The sequence below is a fragment of the Altericroceibacterium endophyticum genome (assembly GCF_009827595.1).
GTDB classification, from domain to species: domain Bacteria; phylum Pseudomonadota; class Alphaproteobacteria; order Sphingomonadales; family Sphingomonadaceae; genus Altericroceibacterium; species Altericroceibacterium endophyticum.
The window spans coordinates 430,687-457,352 of the sequence record NZ_WTYT01000003.1 but is presented as its reverse complement, the minus strand read 5'-3'; the positions used below and the strand labels follow the sequence as shown (position 1 = coordinate 457,352).

General features: G+C 54.1%; 1 protein-coding gene. It reads right to left on the bottom strand.

All coding sequences use genetic code 11. The features are described 5' to 3' along the window. Nucleotides 1-109: 109 nt before the first annotated feature. Nucleotides 110-26,095 (bottom strand): cadherin domain-containing protein, encoded by a 25,986-nt coding sequence (locus GRI91_RS09080; RefSeq protein WP_160736319.1) that lies wholly within the window; start codon nt 26,093-26,095, stop codon nt 110-112. Between the last annotated feature and the right edge of the window lie 571 nt (nt 26,096-26,666).

The following is a 26,666-nucleotide window of genomic DNA, read 5'->3' as shown; positions in this document are numbered from 1 at the left end:
TATTCAATTAAGGGCGCGCACCTATGAAGATGGATAAGAGCATTAAATCCAACAAATAAAAGGCCGGAACCTTACGGCCCGGCCTTTTATTTTTCAGCTTTCAGAACAATCAGGAAAGTGGATCATCCGATATTACAGCATCGGATGCCAGTACGGCTTCCGCCATGGAATCTCCGGCATCATCCATGCCGCTTTCCGCATCACCAGCCACATCCTCCGAGTCGCTCGCCATCGGAACGGGGTCCATCGCGAAGCTGGAGAGATATTCCGGATCAGAAGTGGGGGCATCCAGATCCTGACCGCCGTCATTGGAAAGGTCATCGCCGAAACCGCCATCCCAGGAGCTCATCGCTACCGGTGGTAGAGCTGCTGCGACTACGCCAGTTTCAACCGACGCCCCGCTTGCGACGAGCAGGTTCGCATTTCCGCTTTCATAGCGATTGTAGTCAGTTCCATTAAATTGATAAGTTCCATTCGCTGTGAAGCCATCGGCATTTACAATGTCGCCGAAATTGCCCTCGGCAATCAACCATGCTTCACCAGCCATACGCCAGTCGCTGACATCCAGCAGCTGCGCTTCGGTGATCACCAGCGTATTATTCCCGCTGCCGGTGATATCGATCGCCTCGATAGCCGTGAGCTGAGCAGGCAACAGATCGGCAAGATCGTAAGTGTTGCTTCCTCCGCCCAGAACCAGCGTATCGAACCCGCTGCCACCATCCACATCGGCAAATGCCAGATCAGGCATGGTGATCACATCATCACCGGCACCGCCAAGAATGATATCCGCATCGCCATTGCCGGTGATGGCATCATTGCCATTGCCACCAACAAGCGTTTCGGCGCCAACCGTGCCGGTCAGAGTCTGGTCATCCTGATCACCCTGCAGATCCCACTGGGTGCCACCATAGACAATGTAGGCCTGTCCGGTGTCACCGGCCCCAGACGCACCGACAAGCAGATCGTCAAAGCCATCGCCATTGATGTCGCCGGCCGCCACAGCGGAGAGCTCGTCATCTTCCTGGCCGCCCTGGAGAATGAAGCCCTCCGAAGCAGTCAGCTCATCCAGATCGATTACCTGATTGCCACTCACTTCGGTGCCGAAGCCGGAATTCGTGCCGAATATCACATAGGTGGCACCAGCGCTGGAACCGCCGTCGCTGACCTGCGGCGCACCAACAATCAGATCGCGGAAACCATCTCCATTGATATCGCCCGCTCCGCTGACAGAGGTTCCCAACCGATCCGCTGAACCTTGAGAGCGGATGATGAAACCCTGGCTGCCCAATGTCCCAAGATCGATATCGGTGCGGGTTGCTCCACTTTGACCGAAGATGACATAGGCTTCTCCGCCGCCGCCAGCCACTGGGCCGCCGATGAGCAGATCATCAATGCCATCGCCATTTACATCGCCCAGAGCACTAAGCGCACTGCCGGCCTGACCGCCCAGCTTACTGCCGGAAATGGTGAAGCCTGGCACGCTCAAATTGGATGTATCAATGTTGCCCTGCGAAGTTCCGGTCTGACCGAAGAACACATAGATCTCACCCCGGGAGCTACTATAGAGAGGCGCGCCAACGGCCAGATCGACGATACCGTCACCATTAATATCGCCCGCACCAGACACTGCAGTACCGAGCCTGTTCCCTGTGGCATCCCCCTGGATTACGAAGCCATCCGGCGCGCTCAGGCTCCCGGCATTAAGCCGCGCCCTCTCAATGCCAGTCTGCCCATAAATGACATAGGCCTCACCGGCAGCAGTACCGCCGTCATCGCCTTCAGGCGCACCGATAATCAGATCATCAATGCCATCGCCATTGATGTCGCCCACCACGGAAACCGAAGAGCCGAAGTTGTCTCCACCATTGCCACCCTGAATGATGAAACCGTCAGCAGGGAGGAGTGCCGATGTATCAAGGGTGGTACGGCTGACACCAGCCTTGCCATAAATGACATAGGCTTCACCAGCAGAAGTACCGCCGTCATCGCCTTCAGGCGCTCCGATAATCAGGTCATCAATGCCATCGCCATTGATATCACCCGATGCCGAAATCGATGTACCAAGCACGTCCCCGCCGGCATCACCAATGATCCGGAAACCTTCTGATGTCCCGAGAGTGGCAAGGTCCAGCACACGGCGTCCATCGTCACCCAAAGTACCCAAAGGCACCGGGCCACCATAGATGACATAGGCTTCGCCGCTATTGCTACCATCGCCAGCAACGCCCGTGGCTCCGACGATAATGTCTTCGAAGCCATCGCCGTTGATATCACCAGCGGACGCCACCGAGAAGCCGAACAAATCATCCGCAACCTCACCCGAAATGGTGAAGCCAAAGTTCTTGGTCAGTTTGCCTACATCCAGCAGCAGTGACTGGCCATTGGGATCATTCGCTACCGTTACGTCCTGTGCGACCAGCACGTTGGCATTGCCGCGTTCATATAAATTGTAGGTGACGCCCTCATATTCATAGGTGTCGCTATCCATGAAGCCCTGGGTGAGGATATTATCCCCTTCATTGCCTTCAATGATAAGCCAGGCCTCACCATCCATGCGCCATCCACTGATACGCTGCAGCGAGGCATCATCCAGTGTCAGCGAATTGTCTCCGCTGCCTGTAATATCGATGTGTTCGATACCGGTCAGCTGTGACGATCCAAGCGAGGTGACATCAAAATTGGCACCCGCGCCTTCCAGCACGAGCGTGTCGATGCCGTTACCACCGTTGATGACAGCGAAAGTGAGATCAGGCTCAGAGATGATATCATCGCCTGATCCGCCGCGGATCACATCCGCGCCGCCATTGCCCTGAATGATATCATTGCCATTGCCGCCGATCAGCGTGTCAGCACCAGCCGCACCGAACAGCGTGTCATCAACTTGCTCACCCTGTATGCCCCATTTCGTGCCACCATAGATGATATAGGCTTCACCGACATTTTCGCCGACATCGTCACCATTTGGCGCGCCAACGATCAGATCGTCATAGCCATCACCATTAATGTCACCAGCGCCGGAGACTGAAGTGCCCAGCTCATCAACGGCAAAGTCACCCCGAATTGCGAAGCCTGTCGTTGCATCGAGGTCCGAGAGATCGATCGTCTGCACACCGCCCAATGCCTGGCCAAAGCCCTGTCCAGTGCCAAAGATGACATAGGCTTCACCAGCATCCTGGCCGCCGTCGTCCCCCTTGTTCGCTCCGACAATTATGTCGGCATAACCATCGCCATTCACATCACCTGCTGATGATACGGAATAGCCCAGCCCATCATTAGCTCCATCACCCAGGATGACAAAACCTGCACTGCCAGACAGGCTAGCGAGGTTGACGGTGCTGCGGTTTGCGCCTGCTTCACCGTAAATCACATAGGCGGAACCGCCGAGGCCGGTATCTGGCGTACCGATAATGATATCGTCGATACCATCACCATTCACGTCGCCCAAGGATGACACTGAATAGCTCTGCGCGCTGCCCGCCGTTATCGTAAAGCCCTGTGCCAGCGACAAAGAGCTGAGGTCAATCGTGTTACGGTTGGTGCCTGTTTCGCCATAGATGACATAGACTTCATCAGCATTTTCGGTCCCGACGATCAGATCGGCGATACCGTCACCATTGATATCACCCGCTGAAGAGACAGCATAACCAAGACCGTCAGCAGCAGTGACCCCCTCGATCGTGTAGCCCTGAATATTGGACAGACTGCCAACGCTCACGTCACCCCGGCTGGTGCCTGTTTCGCCATAGATGACATAGGCTTCACCGGTGTTGGAATTGGCGTCATTGGCGCCAACGATCAGATCGTCGATACCATCACCATTGACATCACCAGCGGCGGAGATCGAAACTCCCAGATTATCGCCCGTATTGCCACCGATAATCGCGAACCCGTCTTCGTTATCCATAGTCGGAACATAGACAAGGTCGCGACCCGAGCCGCCAACGCCGTAAATCACATAGGATTCATTGCCGCCGTCAGTGCCGACAAGCAAATCATCAATACCATCGCCATTGATGTCGCCCGCTGATGATACCGAGCTCCCCATGTAGTCACCGCTGACCCCATTGGAGATCACGAAACCTACATTTTCAGAAAGTGTCGTGAGATCGACAACGCGCCGACCGGTTCCATCATCCACGCCAAAGCCATCAGCTCCGCCATAGACCACATAGGCTTCACCTGATGTCGAGTCATAATCGGGTGCCCCGATAATCAGATCTGCATATCCATCGCCATTCACATCACCTGCGGACGATACTGAAGCACCCGTCAGGATGTTGGTGCTCGTGTCCCTACCCTTGATGACGAAGCCGTATTCTTCACCCAGCAAGGTCGTATCGACATAGGGCGCGGCGCCGGCAAGATCGTTCTGAACGACGACATTCTGCTCAACCAACAGATTGGCACGCCCACGTTCATAGAGATTGTAGGTTTCCCCGCCATATTCATAGGTGCCACTATTGGTGAAGCCCTGCGTTACGACGGCGTCTCCACTATTACCGGTAACGATCAGCCATGCTTCGCCATCCATCCGCCAATCAGTGATCTGGAGCAGCGTTTCGGCATCAATCTTCAGCGTATTGTCATCCGTACCTTCGATATCAATCAGTTCGATGCCGGACAGACGCGTATGATCAAGGGCGGTGAAGTCGAAACTGGCAGGCCCAGCATTCAACAGCAGCGCATCGAAACCGCTGCCGCCATTGACGTTGAGAAAGTTAAGATCGGAGACAAAGATAACATCATCACCTGCACCACCGCGGATGGAATCCGCCCCTCCCGCGCCGGTTAGAACATCATCATTATTTCCACCGATCAGGGTGTTTGCACCGCTGGTTCCGGCCCGAATAACGCCTTCCTGATCACCCAGAACGCCCCATTGCGGGCCACCATAGACGATATAGGCTTCACCCGCATCAGCGCCGCCATCATCACCACGCCGCGCACCGACAATCAGATCGTCATAGCCATCGTTATTGAGGTCACCCGCAGAGGATACAGAAATACCCAGATAGTCGCTCGGCGCATCGCCCCGGATGGCAAAGCCTTCGGTCGCAGTCAGATCGGTAAGGTCGATAACCTGCCGGCCCCCAACAGTCTGACCGAAACCGGACGTCGTGCCAAAAATCACATAGGCTTCACCCGCATCAATACCGCCATCATCGCTACTATAAGCGCCTACAATCAGGTCTTCCAAACCATCGCCATTGATGTCGCCCGCGAAGGACACCGCGTAACCTAGAGCGTCGCCCGCCGCATCGCCCTGGATAATGAAGCCTTCGCTGGCGGTCAGGTTGCTGGTGTCAACCAGGCCACGGCTCGCGCCAGCCTGACCATAAATCACATAGGCTTCACTCGCGTCGTTGCCGCCATCATCGCCATACCGCGCGCCGGCAATCAGATCATCATAGCCATCGCCATTAATGTCACCCGCAGACGATACCGAAAAGCCCAGACGGTCGTCCACCGCATCACCCTGGATAATGAAGCCATCGCTGGGGGTCAGGCTGCTGGTGTCAACCAGGCCACGGCTCGCGCCAGCCTGACCATAAATCACATAGGCCTCACCAGCATCAGTGCCACCATTTTCACCCCGAGGAGCACCGACAATCAGATCATCATAACCATCGCCATTCACATCACCTGCGGACGATACCGAATAACCCAGACGGTCACCCGCCGCATTACCCTGGATGATGAAACCATCGCTGGGGGTCAGGTTGCTGGTGTTAATCGCGCCACGGGTCGTCCCAGTCTGACCATAAACTACATAGGCTTCACCCGTGTCGCCGTCGACGCCGTAAGCACCGACAATCAGATCATCCACACCATCGCCATTGATGTCACCTGCAGACGACACAGAATAGCCCAGAACGTCAGCCGCCGCATTGCCCTGGATGATGAAGCCTTCGCTGACAGACAGGTTGCTGGTGTCGATCATGCTGCGGCTGGTGCTCGCCTGGCCATAAACCACATAAGCTTCACCCGTTTGGCTGTCGGCGCCAGAAGCACCGACAATCAGATCATCCAAACCATCCCCATTCACATCACCTGCGGACGATACGGAAACGCCCAGAACGTCAGCCGCCGCATTGCCCTGGATGATGAAGCCTTCGCTGGTGGATAGGCTGCTCGTGTCGATCACCCGGCGGCCTGTCCCGTCATCCACGCCGAAGCCATCGGTTCCGCCATAAATCACATAAGCCGTACCCGCTTCGCTGTCAGCGCCATAAGCACCGACAATCAGGTCATCATAGCCGTCGCCATTAACATCACCCGCAGACGATACCGAATTGCCCAGAGTGTCGTCTGCCACATCGCCCTGGATGATGAAGCCGTACCGTTCGGCCAACGCACCAACATCAAGATAAGGCGCATCGCCATTGGGATCCTGCTGCACAAAAACATCCTGTTCAACCAACAGGCTGACACGGCCGCGTTCGTACAATTGGTAGGTGACGCCCTCATATTCATAATCGCCACCGTTCAGGAAACCGCCCAGCAACACGGTATCGCCGTCATCACCCGCCACGATTAGCCAATCGCGGGTGTCCATCCGCAACCCGCCAGCATCGAAAATGAAGTCCTTGTCGATCACCAGCGAATTGTCGCCGGAACCGGAGATATCGATCTTCTCAATATCATAGATTTCGGGCGCATTTTCGTCCGTCAGGTCGAAAATCACATCTTCGCCGCCCAGCACCAGCGTATCGAAACCGCCGCCGCCATCGATATCGGCAAAATTCATATCAGGAACGATGATAATATCGTCGCCGGAACCACTGCGGATCACATCGTTACCGCCGCCAGCAGAGACCACATCGTCACCTGCGCCGGCGATAATCGTGTCATCATTGTCAGTCCCGGTCAGCGCGTCATTGCCCGAAGTGCCTTCAATGACCACCTGCCCCATATTCGCCTGACCATAGATGATATAGGCATTCCCGTTGCCTTCACCGGTTGGTGCACCGACGATCAGATCGTCGTAGCCATCGCCATCAATATCGCCCGCACCGGACACGGAATAGCCCAAGAGGCCGCTAGCTTCAGAACCCCGGATAATGAACCCTTGCTCTGCAGTCAGATCAGCAAGATCAAGCACCTGCTGGCTACCAACAAGCGCGCCATATCCGGAATCGCTGCCGAAAATTACGAACGCTTCACCGCCATTTGCATTATCTTTTGCGCCGATGATGAAGTCATCAATACCATCGCCGTTGATATCGCCAGCAAGGTCAAGACCAAAATCAAGTTGAGAATCGACTATTTCGTCGTTCTTGATGACGAAACCCTCTGACGGAGTCAGGTCATCGACGTCGATCGTGTCCTCCCCGGCAGGGTTCAGCTTACCAAAGGTGCTACCCTTAGCCTTACCATAAACAATGTAAGCTGTACTGCCCCCCGGAGTCTTTGGTGCGGCGATGAGTAGATCATCAATGCCATCATTATTGACATCGCCTATATTTGACAGACCGAGGCCAAGATTGCCGTCCGCGTCAGTCCCCTTAATGATGAAACCATCGCTCTTATTAAGCGACGCATTTGTCTCAAGCGTGCCACGATTTTTCCCGGCCTGGCCAAAGATTACAAATACGGCGCCACTATTGACGGTCGTCCCGTTATAATCATAACCCCGGGCACCGAGTAACAGATCATCAATACCATCATTGTTCACATCACCTGCTGACGATACCGCAACGCCCAGAACATCACCGTTCGCCGAGCCATTAATGACAAAGCCGATGTCTGGAACAAGGCTTCCCGTATAGTCGATATTTGCATAGTTTTGATCGGCCCGGCCATAGATAACGAGCACGCTACCAGCATTCTTTACTTCTGAACCGCTACTGTCTTTCGGATCTGCAAAGGGACTGCCCACGACAATGTCATTGATGCCATCGCCATTCAGATCACCAACGAAGTCTAGGGATACAAAACCGTCTGCGGAGTCGTCAGTGGATTCGATCATGAAGCCTTCACTCAGGCCCAAATTGCTTATGTCGACTGTTTGCTTTGTGCCCTTGGTCCCAAAAATAACGTGCACTTGGCCGTTGCCGTTGGGGTTGAGTGGGTCACCTGCCTCAGTTGCAGAGACAATCAGATCGGCAATGCCATCGCCATTCAGATCACCTCCCCCGGTGACCTCATAGCCCAGCAGGCCTTCTGCAAAATTCGAGCCTGTAATGCTGTAACCCTGGCTTGCGGTCAGAGCACCGACATCCAAGACCTTTCGGCCGGTTCCATCATCCACGCCAAAGCCATCGGAACTGCCATAGATGACATAGGCCTCACCGGAATCGAACAGGCCGCCGCTATCAACGCGACTGGCACCAACCACCAGATCGTCAAAGCCATCCCCGTTCACATCACCAGCCGATGATACAGAGAAGCCCAGTTCATCCCCTGCTGCGGTACCCTGGATGACAAACCCAAGGTGATCCGTCACCAGATCAGAATATATGATAGGTGCCGCTTCTTTACCGTCATTGGCGACAGATACAGATTGATCAACCAGCAGATTGGCACGCCCGCGTTCGTACAGATTGTAGGTTACACCTGCATATTCATACGTGCCGCCAGCGATGAAACCAATGGTGGTTACCTCATCCCCGGCATCGCCTTCCACGATCATCCAGGACTCTCCGCCCATTTGCCAATCAGTGGAATTGAACAGGCTGGTCGCATCAATGGTCAGATAATTGTCGCCGTCGCCGGTCAGATCAATCGCCTCGATCCCGGTGATGCGGTTGAAGCCTATATCTGTGAAATCAAAATTCAGATTGGTGGTCGACAAGCGCAAGGTGTCAAAACCATTGCCACCATCAATTTGCGTGAAATTGAGATCGCTCACCACGACGATATCATCGCCGGATCCGCCATTGATTACATCCGCACCACCGGCGGAAATAATCACATCATTGCCCTGACCACCGATCAAGTTTTCCGTGGCGTTGGAACCATTCAGCGTATCGTCGCCTTTGGTGCCTTCAATCACCTGCTGCCCCATGCGGGCACTGCCGTAGATGATATAGGCTTCACCGGCCGTGGGGTCGCCATCATCGCCAAAATGAGCGCCTACAATCAGATCATCATAGCCATCGCCATTGATGTCGCCCGCAGACGATACCGAATTGCCCAGCTCGTCGCCCGCCGCATCACCCTGAATTATAAAGCCTTCGGCTACGGTCAGATTACTCAGGTCGATCACCTGCTGGCTCCCAACAGTCTGACCGAAGCCGGACGTCGTACCGAAAATCACATAGGTTTCGCCCGCATCTTCACCGCCATTATCGCCCCCATAAGCGCCTACAATCAGATCATCCACACCATCGCCATTGAGGTCGCCAGCATTGGATACTGAATAGCCCAGATTGTTACCCAACGCACCGCTCCGAATAACAAAGCCATCCGCCCCGGACAGTGTGTTCGTGCCGATCGCGGTGCGGTTCACGCCGGTCTGGCCGAAAATCACATAGGCTTCACCCGCATCGCTGTTGACGCCAGAAGCACCGACAATCAGATCATCGATACCATCGCCATTGATATCGCCCGCAGAGGATACCGAATTGCCCAGCTCGTCACCTGCCGAAGCACCCTGGATGATGAAGCCTTCGCTGGCGATCAGGGTGCTGATGTCAATCGCGGTGCGGTTCACGCCGGCCTGACCATAAATCACATAGGCTTCACCCGTATCGCTGTTGACGCCAGAAGCACCAACAATCAGATCATCCAAACCATCGCCATTGATGTCACCTGCAGTCGATACCGAATTGCCCAGCTCGTCACCTGCCGAAGCACCCTGAATGACGAAGCCTTCGCTGACAGACAGGTTGTTGATGTCAATCGAGCCACGGCTGGCCCCCGCCTGACCATAAACCACATAAGCTTCACCCGCATCGCTGTCGACGCCAGAAGCACCGACAATCAAATCATCCAAACCATCGCCATTCACATCACCCGCAGACGATACGGAAACGCCCAGAACGTCATCTGCCACATTGCCCTCGATGATGAAGCCTTCGCTGGTGGACAGGCTGCTGGTGTCGATCACCCGGCGGCCTGTCCCATCATCCACACCGAAGCCACCGGCTCCGCCATAAATCACATAGGCATCACCCATGTCGCTGTTGGCGCCAGAAGCACCGACAATCAGATCATCCACACCATCGCCATTGATGTCACCCGCAGACGATACCGCATTGCCCAGCAGGTCACCCGCCACATCACCCTGAATGATGAAGCCTTCGCTGACAGACAGGTTGGTGGTGTCGATCACCCGGCGGCCTGTCCCATCATCCACGCCGAAGCCACCGGCTCCGCCATAGATCACATAGGCTTCACCCGCATCGGCGCCGCCATCATCGCCCCCATAAGCGCCGATAATCAAATCACCATAGCCATCGCCATTGATATCACCGGCACCGGATACGGATTGGCCCAGCCGGTCATTTGCAAAATCACCCCGGATGATGAAGCCGTAATGTGGGGTGTGAATGCTGGCATCTACCACCGGCGCGATGCCGGTATCATTGTTGGTAACGGCCACATCCTGTTCCACAAGCAGATTGGCACGCCCGCGTTCATACAGATTATAGGTCACGCCCTGATATTCACGCGTGCCGCCGAAGGTGAAACCCTGCGTTTCAACCGCATCGCCAGCATCGCCTTCCACGATCAGCCAGGCTTCGCCTTCCATCCGCCAGTCGGTGATTTCAAACAAGGTGGTCTGGTCAATCACCAGCGTGTTATTTCCGCTTCCCGAAATATCGATCCTTTCGATACCGGTCATTTGCACCGGTTGAAGGTCGCGCAGATCAAAGATCTCATTGGCACCGTCCAGCACCAGAGAATCGTCGCCTAGTCCGCCATTCACATTGGCAAAGTTCAGATCAAGCACAGTAATGGAATCATCACCGGCGCCGCCGCGGATCACATCCGCGCCGCCATTGCTCTCAATCACATCATTGCCATTGCCGCCAACCAGCGTGTCGACACCAGCCGAACCGATCAACAAATCATCAATTTGCTCGCCCTGCATACCCCATTTGCTGCCGCCATAGATGATATAGGCTTCGCCGGCATTAGTGCCGCCATCATCGCCGCCGGCCGCGCCAACAACCAAATCGTCATAGCCATCGCCATTCACATCGCCGGCGCTGGAAACAGACGTGCCCAGATTATCATCGGCCACGTCGCCCTGAATAATGAAGCCTTCTGCTGCCGTCAGGGCAGAAAGATTGAGGATCTGTCGGCCGCCTAATGCCTCGCCAAAGCCCGATCCGGTGCCGAAGATGACATAGGCCTCACCAGCATCGGTGCCGCCATTGTCGCCCTGACGCGCCGCAACAAGGATGTCGGCATAGCCATCGCCATTGATATCGCCGGCTGATGATACGGAATAACCAGCATAATCATCGGAATTGTCGCTTGTGATGACGAAGCCATTATTGGCATCCAGAGTACCCATGTCGACTATCGTGCGGGTTCTCGCCGCTTCGCCAAAGATCACATAGGTTTGGCTTTCGCCAGCCGCATTGGTCGCGCTGACAATCAGATCATCAATACCATCGCCATTCACATCTCCGGCATTTGAAACAGACGTACCCAGCTGGTCAAAGCCTGACGTGCCGCGAATGGTGTAGGCATCGGCTGCTGTAGCAAGCGTATCGATTTCGATTGTGGGGCTGCTCAACCCGGCTTTACCATAATAGATATAGGCGTGATTGGCCCCAGAAGCCCCGACGAACAGATCGTCAACACCATCGCCATCCACGTCACCAGCACTGGAAACCGAAATTCCCAGCTCGGCGGTGCTATTGCTATCCGTAAATTTAACGCCATCGACAGCAGTCAAGGCACTGAGATCAATGTCGTCGCGGCTCGTGCCGTCAGTGCCAAAGATGATATAGGCTTCACCGCCACCTAATGCGGCATCGGGAGCACCGATGATCAGGTCATCAATGCCATCGCCATTCACATCACCGGCACTGGAAACCGACATGCCCAGCGCATCGCCAGCCGCGGCCCCCGTGATCGTATAGCCGGCGGGTTTGACAGCATCGCTGACATTAATCGCACCGCGGTTTCTGCCCGCTTCGCCATAGAAGACATAGACTTCGCCTTTACCGGCATCAGCACTGGGCGCACCGACGATCAAATCGTCAATACCATCGCCGTTCACATCGCCTGTTGAGGATACGGAAATGCCCAGCTCATCACCAGCAGCTCCCGTAATTTCAAAGCCGTCAGCACTGGTCAGCGCGCTAACATCAATGACCTGGCGGCCAGTTCCGTCATCTACGCCGAAGCCGCTGCCCCCGCCATATACCACATAAGCCTTGCCGGGATTAGCCGGGTTGGCAGCATATGCACCGACGATCAAATCGGCATATCCATCACCATTCACATCGCCCGCAGAACTGACCGACCAGCCCAGCTGATCTCCCCCGTTGGCACCCTGAATAATGAAGCCGTAATCCCCGCTCAGCGCAGTCACATCCACGATCGGGGCAACACCATCCGCGTCATTGCCGACCGTGACATCCTGCGCAACCAGCAGATTGCCAAAACCGCGTTCGAACAGATTATACGTTACGCCGTCATAGTCGTAGGTGCCCGAAGCAATGAAGCCAGATGTCAGCACCTGATCGCCCAGATCACCCTGCACGATCATCCAGGCCTCGCCATCCATGCGCCAGTCGCTCACCTGATACAGATCATCCAGCCCCATGCGCAGCGTGTTGGCACCGGTGCCGGTAATATCGATCGCCTCCAGACCGTTAAGGCGGGTCTGCGTGGCCGGGGTGAAGCTGAATTCCTCTCCGCTGCCTTCGATCGCAAGAATGTCGAAGCCATTGCCGCCATCGATGGATTTGAAGTTGAAATCACCCACGGTGATGCGGTCATCGCCGGAACCGGCCCGAATGACATCACCGCCGCCCAGAGCATCGATTACATCATCACCATTACCGCCAATCAGCGTGTCCGCACCAACTGTACCTGTCAGATCCTGATCGCTCTGTTCGCCATAACGGCCCATGTCGGCGCCGCCGAAAATGACATAGGCTTCGCCCGCGCTGGGTCCGCCGTCATTGCCAAGATAGGCTCCGACGATCAGGTCGTCATAGCCATCGCCATCAACATCGCCGGCCGCAGAAACATCACGCCCCAGACGGTCGCCTGCGGCATCGCCCAGAATGCGGAAGCCAGCGGAACCATCCAGCGTCGCAACATCCAACTCTCGGCCGCCATTGCCATCATCGACACCGAACCCGTCAGCGCCGCCAAACACGACATAGGCATCGCCGGAGGCAGCACCGCCGCCATCGCCGTTATTGGCGCCCAGAACCATGTCCGCATAGCCATCTCCATTGAGATCGCCCGCAGAAGAAACTGCGTAGCCCAGCTGATCGCCATTCTGATTGCCGCGGATGACAAATCCGCTCTCACTGTCGAAATCGGCCAGATCGAGAATCAGCCTCCCCGTGACATCAGGAGAGCCGAAGCCGGAGTTCTTGCCGAACACAACATAGGCATCGCCAGCGGCCCCGATGATCATATCATCGAAGCCATCGCCATTGATATCGCCCGCAGAAGAGACCGAACGACCGGCCGACGAACCTGCGATCCCCTGGATCACGAAACCGCTATTGCCTGCCAGACTCGCCACGTCGATCACCTGGCGGCCATTCACAGCATTACCGAATCCGTTAGTGCCACCAAAGATCACATAGGCCTGCCCGGAATTGCTGCCGCCATCGTCACCTTCATAGGCGCTGACCAGCAAATCGGCATAACCATCGCCGTTAATGTCGCCCGCAGAGCTGACATCAGCGCCGAGCTGGTCGGATACGTTATCGCCCTGAATAATGAAGCCGTCTGCAGCAGACAGATTCGTCATGTCGAGCTCTTGACGGCCGTTGTTAACGGTGCCCAGCTGGCCAGAACCGCCATAAATCACATAGGCTTCACCCGCGGAGGCCCCGCCATCGCTGCCTGAACGGGCGCCCACGATCAGATCATCATAACCATCGCCATCGATATCCCCGGCAGCCGATACGGAGTAACCGAATTCATCCCCGGCCTGATCGCCGAGCAGCACGAGGCCCTGGCTTTCCGTAAGGTCGTTCACATCGATAATCGCACGGCCGGTGCCGTTCGCGGTGCGCACACCGCTGGCCCCGCCAAAGATGACATAGGCTTCACCGGTGTTTTGACCGCTATTGTCGGCAGGGTGTGCCCCAACCAGAATATCCTGATAGCCATCGCCATTGATATCACCGGCAGATGACACGGAACTGCCCAGCCAGTCATTCTCCTCGCCGGCCAGGATGAAGCCTTTATCCGACGTGAGCTGAGAAAGCCTGATATGTTGACGGCCCTGTCCATCCAGCGCGCCAAAACCGGCATCCGAGCCATAGATCACATAGGCCTTGCCCGTATCGGTGGCACCGGAATCCGCCTTGTTGGCACCCACGATGATATCGTCAAATCCATCATTATTGACGTCACCGATGGAAGAGACCGAATAGCCGGCACGGTCCTGCGCTGCTTCGCCCCTGATGACAAAACCCTGATCCGGTGCAAGAGTGCTGGTATCGATGCCTTCGACGACATCCGTCACTTCAATGCTAAAGTCACGAAGCGATGTTTCCGTGCCGTCCGTGACCGAGATGGTGATTTCATAAATCCCATCCTCATCTGCATCACCCGGCGCTTCAAAGTCCGGCGCCGAATTGAATGACAGAACACCGGTGTCTTCATCAATTGTGAACTTGTCTAAATCGGCTCCGCCATCAATGGCATAGGTCAATTCATCATTGTCATCATCGCTCGCCAGAATTTCGAGCGATTCCTCATTTTCGGCGATCTGGAGCAGTGGCTCGCTTTCAAAAACCGGGGCATCGTTTACCGACGTTACTGTGACCGTAATCCTTTGCTGCGCGGCATCTTCACCGTCCGATGCCTCGACAATGACTTCATAGATATTGTCTTCATCCGCATCCTGCGGCTCCTCATAATCGGGCGCCTCGATGAAGGACAATGCTCCTGTCGTTTCATCAATCTCGAACAGCGCACCATCAGCGCCCTCGACAATGGAATAGGTGATCTGATCAGAGTTCTGGTCCGTCGCCGTCACAACAGTCACTGCAGCGACATTTTCAGGCAGGCTGGCGGTGTCGCTGCTCGTAATGATTGGAGTGTCGTTTGAATCCGTAACCGTGACCGTCAAAGTCAGATCATAGGTTAAGTCACCATCGCTGACCGTCACGACCACTTCATAGATATTGTTCCCATCACTATCAGCTGGGTTTTCAAAATCGGGCTCATCCACAAAGGACAGCTGGCCATTACTTTCATTAATGGTGAAGGCATCGCGATCTGCACCATCGGTAATCGCATAGGTCAGGGTGGTGCCTGCATCCGGATCGCTGGCCGACAATTGCGTCACCGCAAGCCCGCCTTCTTCAGCCAGAGAGACCTCAGATTGGCTGGTAATAATCGGCGCTTCATTGGCATCGGTGATTTCGATCGTCACCGTTTCCTGCACGACCCCGCCCTTGCCATCATCGGCAGAAACAGTGACTTCGTAGATGTTATCACCATCTTCGCTGTCCGGATTTTCAAAGTCCGGCGCAATCCGGAAGGACAGATCCCCATTGTTCCTGTCGATGCTCAGCTTGTCAGAATCTGCGCCGCCGACAATTTCATAAGTCAGCGTATCTCCATCTGCGTCAGTAAAATCGGGCAGCGGGACTACAATCTGATTTTCGTCCATCTCCAGGTCTTTTGCGCCATCCAGAACCGGTGCGTCATTGGCATCAGTAACGCTGACGGTGATGGCCTCAGTCGTCAGATTGCTGCCATCAGACACACCAACGACAACCTGATAGAACCCATTCGTGTCAGCATCGGCGAAGGTCTCAAAATCCGGTGCGGATTTGAAAGACAATTCGCCTGTCGTTTCGTCAATTTCAAACAGACCACCGTCAGCGCCGCCTTCAATGCTGTAGCGTAGCGACGACACATCATCATCGGGATCCGTCGCGGTAACAGTCATCACTGCGGTCTGATTTTCCTCAACCACCGCACTGTTTTCACTGGTTATGACCGATGGATCATTGGCATCTTCGATCGTCACAGTCAGCGTCTGGCTGTCTGCGGCGCCTTCAGAATCCGTGACGGTTACTTCGACTTCATAGATGTTGCTGCCAGCGTCACTGCCGGGTGCTTCAAAATCCGGTGCGGATTTGAAAGACAATTCACCTGTCGTTGCGTTAATTTCAAACAGATCACGGTCAACGCCGCCTGAAATCGCATAGGTAAGCTCATCATCAGCATCCGGATCCGTGGCTTCCACAGTTTGGGCGAGCGCAATATTCTCAGCCAGAGTAACGTCGGTATCGCTGATGATCGTGGGTGCTTCATTGCCGTCATTCACGATTACAGTGACGGTTTGCTCAACCACAGTCGTACCATCATTAACCGATACGATCAGATCATACTCATTACTGCCTGCAGCACTCCCGGGTGTTTCGAAATCCGGTGCGGATTTGAAAGACAATTCACCTGTCGTTTCTTCAATCGCGAACAGGAGCGCGTCAGCACCGCCCGCAATTGCATAAGTCAGATTTTCGGTCAGCGTATCGACATCAGTGGCGGTGATCGTTCCGACCGCCTCTTCATCTTCACGCACTTCCAGCACAGCGTCGCTGGTGATGATCGGCGCATCATCGGTATCAGTCACCGTGATAGTCATGTCTTTCGTGACCAGGTTAGTGCCGTCATCAACCGAAATGGTTACCTGATAGTCATTGTCTTCATCGGCATCTGCCGGATCTTCAAAATCGGGTGCTGAGATGAAGGACAATTCGCCGGTTTCAGAATTGATAGTGAAAAGATCGCGATCGACACCGCCAGCGATTTCATAGACCAGCGTGTCATCTTCATCGATATCGGTTGCGTCGACATCGACCACCAGGCTTTCACCCTCTGCCATGCTGACCAGCGGATCGGTGGTGATGATTGAGGGATCATTTACGTCCGTCACTTCAATCGTGATCGTTTGCTTGGTCGTCAGAACCCCGTCGCTGACAGCCACTTCCACTTCATATGTGTTGTTCCCCTGGAAGTCCGTTGGCTGTTCGTAATCAGGCGCCTCAATGAAAGACAGCGCACCCGTGACTGGGTCGATTTCGAAGGCGGTCATGTCCACACCGCCAACGATGCTGTAAGTCAGACTGTCACCATCGGCATCTTCAGCCTTGATGGCCGCGGCCGCGAGACGATTTTCTTCAACCTGAAATGCATCCCCGCTGATGATGACAGGCGCATCATTCGCATTGAGCACCTGAACCTGAATGTCCTGACTGGTTGAGGAATTGCCATCGCTGACCGTGATGGTCAGGTCATAAATATTGTTGCTCCCGAAATCTTCGGGATTGTCATAATCCGGAGCAGAGACAAAAGTCAGAATGCCCGTTTCCGCATCGATGTCGAACTTCTCAAAATCCGGACCTCCACTGATCGAATAGGTCAGCGTGTCGTTGGCATCGGTGTCTGTGGCTTCAACCACTGCCACATCTGTCTTGCCTTCTTCGACAGTCAGCACTTCAAAGGTCGGAAGCTCAGGTGCTTCATTTACATTTTCAACGGTAACCGTGATCGTCTGCTCAGCATCGGCTTCCCCGTCGCTTACGCGAACCACGACGACATATTCATTCCTTTCGTCGAAATCATCGGGATTTTCAAAGTCCGGCGGTGAGATGAAGGACAGACCTCCGGTGACCGGATCGATCTCGAACAGACCCTTGTCCAGCCCGCCGATTATTTCATAGGTTAGCGCATCGCTGTCCGCATCTTCCCCGATTACCTGCAAAACAGAGGTCCGGTTTTCGGAAATCACTACGGCATTTGTGCTGGTGATTTGGGGAGCATCATTCTCATCCGTTACGGTGATCGTGATCGACTGCTCAGTCGTGACCTCACCATCGAATACAGACACCCTGATGTTATAAATATTATCGCCGTTCTGATCGCCCGCATTCTCGAAATCAGGTGTGGAGACAAATGACAATTCGCCTGTATTCTGATTGATAGTCAGCAGATCCCGATCGTCTCCGCCAATGATGTCCCAGACCAGCGCATCATCGTCGTCATCACTCGCCACCAGAGTGCCGGCACCTTGCACGCCCTCACCCAGGGTGATGTTTGTGGAGCCTGCGTCGATCACCGGCGCATCATTCGTATCGGTCAGTGTCACTTTGACTGTCTGCCTGACGCTGGTGACGCCATCGTCCACTTCGACAATGACTTCATAGACACCATTTTGATCGTCATCTGTCGGATTTTCATAATCCGGAGCGTTTTTGAACGCCAACTCACCAGATGCCGCGTCGATTTCAAACAGGGCCAGATCATCGCCACCGACAAGACGGTAAGTCAGATCATCCCCATCGGGGTCAGAAGCGACAACAGTGGTGACCTCCCTTATGTTTTCCGCAAGCGTGATATTTGCAGAACTGGAAATGGTCGGCGCTTCGTTCGTATCGACTATCGTGACTTCGATGTCCTGATATGTCGTCCGCGAACCATCGGAAACGCTGACTTTTACCACATATACATTGTTCCCATCTGCATCTTCAGGGTTCGCAAAATCGGGGGCGGATTTAAACTTCAGCTCACCAGTTGCTGCATCGATTTCGAACAATTCCCGGTCGGAGCTTTCGACGATTCCATAGGTGAGTGGATCACCATCGTCGTCCAGCCCTTCAACGAAGCCCACAATCACTGTGCCCTCAACCCGTGTTAAGGCCGCATCGCTCTCAATTGTCGGCGCTTCATTGCGGTTGGTGACCTGCACGCGGACGTCGCTGGTCGTAGTGGACTGACCATCGGACACCTGGATCGTCAGATCATAGTCATTCTGCTCATCCTGATCGGTGGGATTTTCGAAGTCGGGAGAATTGACAAAGGACAGGAGCCCGGTTTCGGGATCGATGATGAACTTGTCTGCATCATCACCGCCAATGATCGAATAGGTAAGCGTATCGAGATCCTGATCCACCGCCTCGATCAGACTTCCGGTGTCGCTGTTTTCCGCCATCGTGAGTTCGATATTGGCAGCCAGCTGAGGCGCATCATTCTTGTCCAGAATGGTTACGGTAACGTCTTCTCGCGTCGTGCTGGTGCCATCGAAAATGGCCACCGTGAATTCATAGGCATTGTTTTCATCTGCATCGGCCGGCGCTTCAAAATCCGGGGCGGTCTTGAAAGACAATTCACCTGTGACCGGGTCAATTTCAAACAGTGCCGCATCCGGCCCGCCATCCAGGGAGTACGTCAGCGTATCGCCATCGTCATCACGCGCGGAAAGGGTTGAAACCGCAAGACGGTTTTCAACCACGCTGAGCGCCGAAGCGCTGGTCATTACCGGTGCCTCCGCCTTGTTGGTGACGGTGACGGTGATGTCTTCATTGATGGTTGTCGTGCCATCGCTGACGCTGATGGTCAGATTATAGCTATTGTCATTGCCGGCATCACGCGGTGTTTCGTAATCTGGCACCTCCTTGAAGGTCAGCAGCCCGGTTGCCGGATCGATCGCGAAATAGTCAGCATCATCTCCGCCGCTTATGCCATAAACGAGCGCGTCCCCTTCACCATCCCGCGCTTCGAGTGTGGCAACGGTCGTCCGTCCTTCAACCACGGACAACGAAGTGAGGCTGACGATGCTCGGCGCCTCGTTTACATCATCGACGGTGATAATCAGGTTCTGGATTATGCTCTTCTCGCCATCCGAGATTTCGACCGCGATACTATAGGTTCCATCTCGATTGGCATCGTTCGGATATTCAAAATCCGGCGCGGCATCGAAAGACAGAGAACCACTATTCTCGTCAATTGAGAAGAGGGCCCGATCAGCCCCGCCAACAAGCGAGTAAGTGAGCGAGTCACCGTCGATGTCGCTTGCATCGATGATGGTCACCTGCTGCAGGTTTTCCTGAATATTCAGCGTTACCGATGCCGCGGCAGTGGGGGCTTCATTCTCATTTTCGACCGTGACGGTAAGCTGCTGAACATAGCTGCCGCCGTTCCCGTCACGCACAAGTACATCAACGCGATATTCATTATTGGCGTCGAAATCGTCCGGGTTTTCATAATCAGCTGCGTTCCTGAAGGAGAGCGCACCTGTTGCGGAATTGATGGTGAAGAGCTCTTTATCAACGCCACCTGCAATTTCGTAGGTGAGCGTATCGCCGGCATCCACATCATCGCCCAGAACCTGCGCCACTGCCGTGCCCTTTTCCTGGATTGTTATGGCATTACCACTCACTATGGTTGGTGCGTCATTCTGATCGGTGACGACGACGGTGATCACCCGTTGGGTGCTGGCTTGCCCGTCCGAGACTGCGACAAGCAGTTCATATTCATTATCGCCATTTTCATCGCCCGGATTTTCATAATCCGGCGCGTTCAGGAATGTCAGTTCACCGGTCGTACTCTCGAGAGCGAACAAATCCCGATCGTCACCGCCGATAAGGGACCACGTCAAAGAGTCTTGGTCATCGTCATTCGTGACCACCACGCCCGCTTCGGTTTCACCTTCGGCGATCGTAATGGGCAGGCCCTGTGTATCGACAACCGGCGCATCATTCTCATTGGTGATCGTGACCGTAATGTCCTGTTCGGTAGAAACAGTCCCGTCATTCACCAAAACCGTCAGCTCGTAGACATTGTTTTTGTCTTCATCGAGCGGGCTTTCGTAATCGGGCGCTTCGCGGAATGACAGAACGCCCGACGATGAAATCAGAAACAGGTCGGCATCTGCCCCGGACAAGAAATAACTTAGACTGTCATCATCATTGTCGGTGGCATCCACCGTCATGACCTGCGTATTGTTTTCGGCAAGTTCGGCAGCGCCATTGCTCGTAACAATAGGCGCTTCATTCGCATCGGTAATTTCGATGCGGATGGCCTGATCAACTGTTTTGCCGCCCTGGTCGGTTACCCGAACTTCAATTTCATAGATCCCGTCGGCATCGTCATCATCGGGGCTGTTAAAATCGGGAGCCGAATTAAAAGACACCTCGCCTGTAGTTTGATCGATCGTGAATTTGCTCAGGTCAGCCCCGCCAATGATCGTGAAGGTCAGATCATCGCCCGCATCCGGATCGGTTGCTTCCACAGTATGGGCAAGCAGATTGCCTTCATCGAGCTGTATATCAGCGTCGCTGATGATGGTGGGTGCTTCATTGACTCCCGTAACAACGACCTGCACGGGGGTAGAGATACTGCCCCCTTTCCCATCGCTGATATTGATGATCAGCTCATAAATATTGTCTTCATCTGCATCGGCTGGATTGTCGAAATCAGGGGCAGTACGGAAGGTCAGCTGCCCGGCTGAATTGATCTTAAACAGTTCAGAATCAAGGCCCTCCTGCAATGTATAGACTAGGAAATCGCCATCATCGTCGGTCACGTCTATCGTGCCGGCCAATGTCTTGTTTTCCGCAACAGTGAAGAAATCAGCGCCATCAAGAACCGGCACTTCATTCTTGTCCGTAACGGTAATTTCCAGGTTCTTGGATGTGACATTCTGGCCGTCATCAACCACGACCGTGATTTCGTAGACATTGTCTTCATCAGAGTCCTGGGGATTTTCAAAATTCGGCGCTTCTGCGAAAGACAATTTCCCGTTTTGGTCGATCACGAAATGCTCAACATCGTTGCCGGTCAACGAATAGGTGAGATCGTCTCCGTCCTGATCCACCGCATCAACATTTTTGATGGATGTACGGTTTTCAACGATGCTGATTTCTGCGTCCGTGGAGATGGTGGGGGCTTCATTCCGGTCGGTGACAGTGATTATCGCATTTTCAGATACGCTTTCATTCCCATCCGAAACCGTAACCGTTAGCTGATAGATATTGTCGCCATCGGCATCTCCGAAGGCTTCGTAATCAGGCGCTTCCTTGAACGACAATCTGCCCGTTACCTGATCAATTTCGAACAACGCGGCATCATTTCCGGTGAGCGTATATTGCAGTGGATCGCCATCGCTGTCTTCTGTCAGCACAGCGCCCAGTTCTGTACGCCCCTCATTGACGGTCAGATTCAGATCGTTGGTTATTTCAGGGGCCTCGTTACGGTCAGTGACCCGAACGATTATGGCTTGTTCCGTGACAGCTTCGCCATCGCCGACGCCCACTGTCACCTGATATTCATTGTCTCCATCGGAATCATCCGGAAGCTCGAAATCAGGAGCATCCTTGAAGAAAAGACGGCCGTCCTCATCAATGTCAAACAGGTTGGAATCCAGGCCACCAACAATGGAAAAACTGATTGCGTCGTCTTCAGGGTCACTGGCGATAACTGTCCCGGCGGCCGTACGGTTCTCCTGCATCAGGAACGATGCTTCGCTCTCGATCAGCGGCGCAGAATTGTCCGAAGTAACTTGAATGCTGAAGGTACGGCTGGCGATGAAGTCGCCATCGGTTGCGCGAACAGTAACTTGGTAGAAATTATTTTTGCCCGTATCTTGCGGATCATCGAAAACTGGCGGCGAACTGAAGGAAAGCTCGCCTGTATCACGGTCGATTTCGAACAAAGCCTGATCGGCCCCGCCATTGATGGACCATTCCAGATCGTCATTATCCGGATCAATACCCGCGACGGTCATCACGGTCGTAGCGCCGGCGGCGACGACCATTTCCGGACTGCTGGTAATTTCCGGAGCTTCGGCGATGTCCAGAACATTGATCGTAACGATCTGTTTTACGATTTCGCTGTCGACAGCAGCAGCGACCTCGATATTGTAGACATTGTTCTTACCGAAATCTTCCGGATTATCGTAGTCGGGAGCGGTTTTGAACGTCAACGCGCCTGTTTTGGAATCGATCGTAAACAGGTTCTTGTCGATACCGCCGGAGATTGAATAGACCGGTGCCTCACCATCGGCATCCTCCGCCACTACGCCGAGCACGTCCTGCTGGTTTTCATTGATGTCCACCGTATCCGGGCTGGTAATGACGATGGGTTCGTTCTTGTCCGTAACCTCGATCGTCAGTTCTTTGTCGATGATCGTTGTGCCATCGGAAACCGACACAGTGACATCGTAAATGTTATCCAGATCGGAATCGCTGGGGTTTTCGTAATCCGGTGCATCATTGAAAGACAGAACGCCGTTTTCATCAATATTGAACAGCAGGGCATCATCCCCGCTGAGCGTATAGGTCAGCGGATCATTGTCGCCATCGCGGGCCGTGATAGCGATAACTTGATTACGGTTTTCTGCCAGAGTGATCGTATCCGATCCGGAAATAACCGGCGGCTCGTTGCGATCGAGAATGGAGATACTGATCTCCTCAACCGAGGAATTGCCAGCGCCATCGCTGACGCGAACCTTAACTTTGTAAACATTGTCGATGTCAGCGTCATTCGGCTGCTCATAATCCGGCGCTTCGATAAACGACAGCAGACCGGTGTTTTCTGAAAGGGTGAAGAGCGCGTCATCCGCTCCCCCAGCAAATTCGTAAGTGACCTGATCGCCATCAGGATCTTGTGCTGAAAAGGTCGTGACGATGGTGCGGTTTTCGATCAGTTGAATCGGCGCGGCATTCAGAGCTGGTGCTTCATTCACATCGCCCACGGTTACGGTGATAGTCTTTTCTACAGACACCTCGCCATCACTTACGGAGACCTTCACTTCGTAAACATTGTCATCGTAAAAATTGGCGGGATCTTCGAAATCAGGGGCGTCCACAAAGGACAGCGCACCGGTTGTCTCGTCAATGCTGAAGGCTGACTGGTCGACCCCACCTGAAATCGACCACGTCAGTTCGTCGCCGTCCTGATCGCTGGCAGGGAGAACGGCGATGGTCGCGCGATTCTCATCAATCGTATAGGCCCCCAGCGCCTCGATCACAGGCGCATCGTTGACATCTTCAATAGTAACTTCGAAGTCTTTGGTAACGCTCAGACCGGTATCGTCCTTGACGGTGATGCTGATGGAGAAAACACCATCCAGGTCGTCATCATGCGGAACTTCAAAATCCGGCGTCTGACGCAGAGACAGAACACCCGAATTCGACAAGGTGAACTTAGCGGCGTCGTCTCCGCCCAGATTGTAGGTTAGAGTGCCGCCATCCGGATCATTGGCGGCGATTTGTCCGACTTTCTTGACGCCTTCCGGGACATTTATCACCGTATCGGTGTCGAATACTGGCGGTTCTTCGACGTCAGTCACAGAAATGCTGATCGAACGTTCTGAACGCAGCAAGCCATCACTGGCGACGACAGTTACCTGATAGGCGCTCTCGCCCGGCGCATAGCCCGGATTTTCGAAGTCAGGAGCATCGATGAAAGACACGGTCCCACTTGCATCAATCTGGAAAAGATCGGCGTCGGCCCCCTCCAAACTGTAGGTAAGTGTGTCATTTTCAGGATCGGTGGCAACCACCTTCCCCACTTGCTGAACACCTTCCGCGACACTGAAAGGCTCCGCTTCTTCAAACACGGGAGCTTCATTCTTATCGGTGATGGTGATCTTGATGGCCCGTTCGGCGGTGAGCGAGCCATCACTTGCGATCAAAGTCACGTCATAGACGCCGTCCCCGTCAGCATCGACCCGGGATTCGTAATCAGGTGCCTCTACAAAGGATATGACACCACTTTCACTCACAGCGAAAAAGCCGGAATCCTGGCCTGAAAGGCTATAGGTCAGCGCATCATTTTCAGGATCGCTAACGGTCAGCTGGCCAACGAGAGTTTCTCCTTCAATAACATCGAAGGCGTCGCCGACTTCGATCATCGGCGCTTCGTTTGTGTCTCCAACAGTAATGCTGATCGGAAGCTGTGTTGTTTCCACGCCATCGCTGACCTCGACGATGATTTTATAGACCCCGTCGGCATCTGCATCCTTGCGGTCCTCAAAATCGGGCGCTTCTTTAAAGGAAATGACACCGGTATCATCCACATCGAACAGGTCGGCGTCATCGCCGGCAAGGCTGAAAATCAGCGTGTCGCCGTCATCGTCACTTGCCGTGACATTGGTAACCGCAGTGTCGTTCTCGCTGACCTCTACCTCATTTGCGCCGGTGACGATCGGAGCGGCATTCTGCAGTTCTTCACCATCATCTGTCACTTCGACAACGATCTCAGTCGTCACCGTTTCGGTTCCGTCCGTGACGGATACAGTCACGGTATATTCGTTGGTCCCGGCCTGACTTGCCGGTGCCTCGTAATCAGGCGCAGTGATAAACTTCAATTCCCCCGTGGAGGGATCGATGGTGAACAAATCGGAGTCACCACCGGCTACAATATCGTAAGTCAGGACATCGTCAGGATCGTCATCCTGAGCCACCACAGTCATGACTGTAGTGGTGCCTTCAACTACGGATTCCGAGCTTGCGCTGGTAAATTCAGGCACATCATTGGTCTGCGCCCCACCATCATCCTGCACCTGAAGCCGCAAGGCCTTAACCGTGGAATCCGTTCCGTCAGTCGCAATAATCTGAACGAAATACGAACCCGGATCAGTATTTTCCGGATCCTTGAGGGAAATCACCCCGGTGTCTGAATCGATTTCAAAAATTCCGGAATAGATACCATTCCGGATACTCAACGAAACCGAGTCACCATCAAAATCCAGGGCCTGGACTCTGCCGTTATTTGTACCGCTGGTAAAAATGTTGAGCGCCGTATTGGTCACAATTTCAGGCGCCAAATTTACGGCCGTTGGGGACAGGGCCATGGGCGCAAAGCTCGCCGGGCTGGCGTCCGCCCCCTCATCAACGACCGCCGCCGCATCGGCAGAGCCGGAAGAAGCATCCTGCGAGACATCATCGACATTGGCATCGAAGTAGCTCTGGCTGATCAGCAAACTCGGGCCTGAATACGCGTAATCGCCAGTGGGAATCGTCAAGTGCCCCCCGGTCGTCAACTTCGCCAGAACGCTTCCGTCCTCTTGCGTTTCATAGGATTCGATATCCTGCAAAACCCGATATTGTACGCGTTTCGCCCCGAGAAAATTGGAGCCGCTGTCCACTTCCTGGGCAGAGATGGAGTTTTCGATCGACCAGCGCGACTTGAAAGACATTTGGAATGCTCCTGAAACAATTTACCCTGCGGTATCTCGCAACAGCTTCCTTATATCAGGCTACACTTCAATAACGTATATCTACATAAACCGGTCTATATTATAGAAAATTTCAAATTGATTAGGTTTTTATACTTATAAGCTTATTAATTATTTAGTTATAAATAAATATGTATTTGTTAATCGGATTTTTATGGAGGTTTAATGGGGACGCTCCCTGCAGAATAAACGGAAAGCGCGTGACAGCGGCGGCGCGAAGCACCGGGTTATTCCTGAGCACGCTCTCTGCGAATAGTGCAATGTGGTGATGCAGAACTCATCGCGTTTGGCGGGGCTATTGATCATGCAGGTGCCGCACTAGGGCGATGCCCCCGGGGCTGCGCACGCACTGAATTGCGCACCAGGCCGCCTTGGCAAGTGTGTAATCGATCTAATTCTCAAGTGCTTAGGAGTTTTCGAAAAAGCAATCGATCGCACCAAATAGCAAGTGTTTACGTTCCGATGCGTGCCGCCTTAAACAACAAACAAAAACCCCACCGTTGGTGCGGTGGGGCCATTTGGAGCGCCGGTA

What these genes read in the sequence shown, in the direction of transcription:
- GRI91_RS09080 (WP_160736319.1), bottom strand. Translation starts at nt 26,095, where the DNA reads ATGTCTTTCAAGTCGCGCTGGTCGATCGAAAACTCCATCTCTGCCCAG.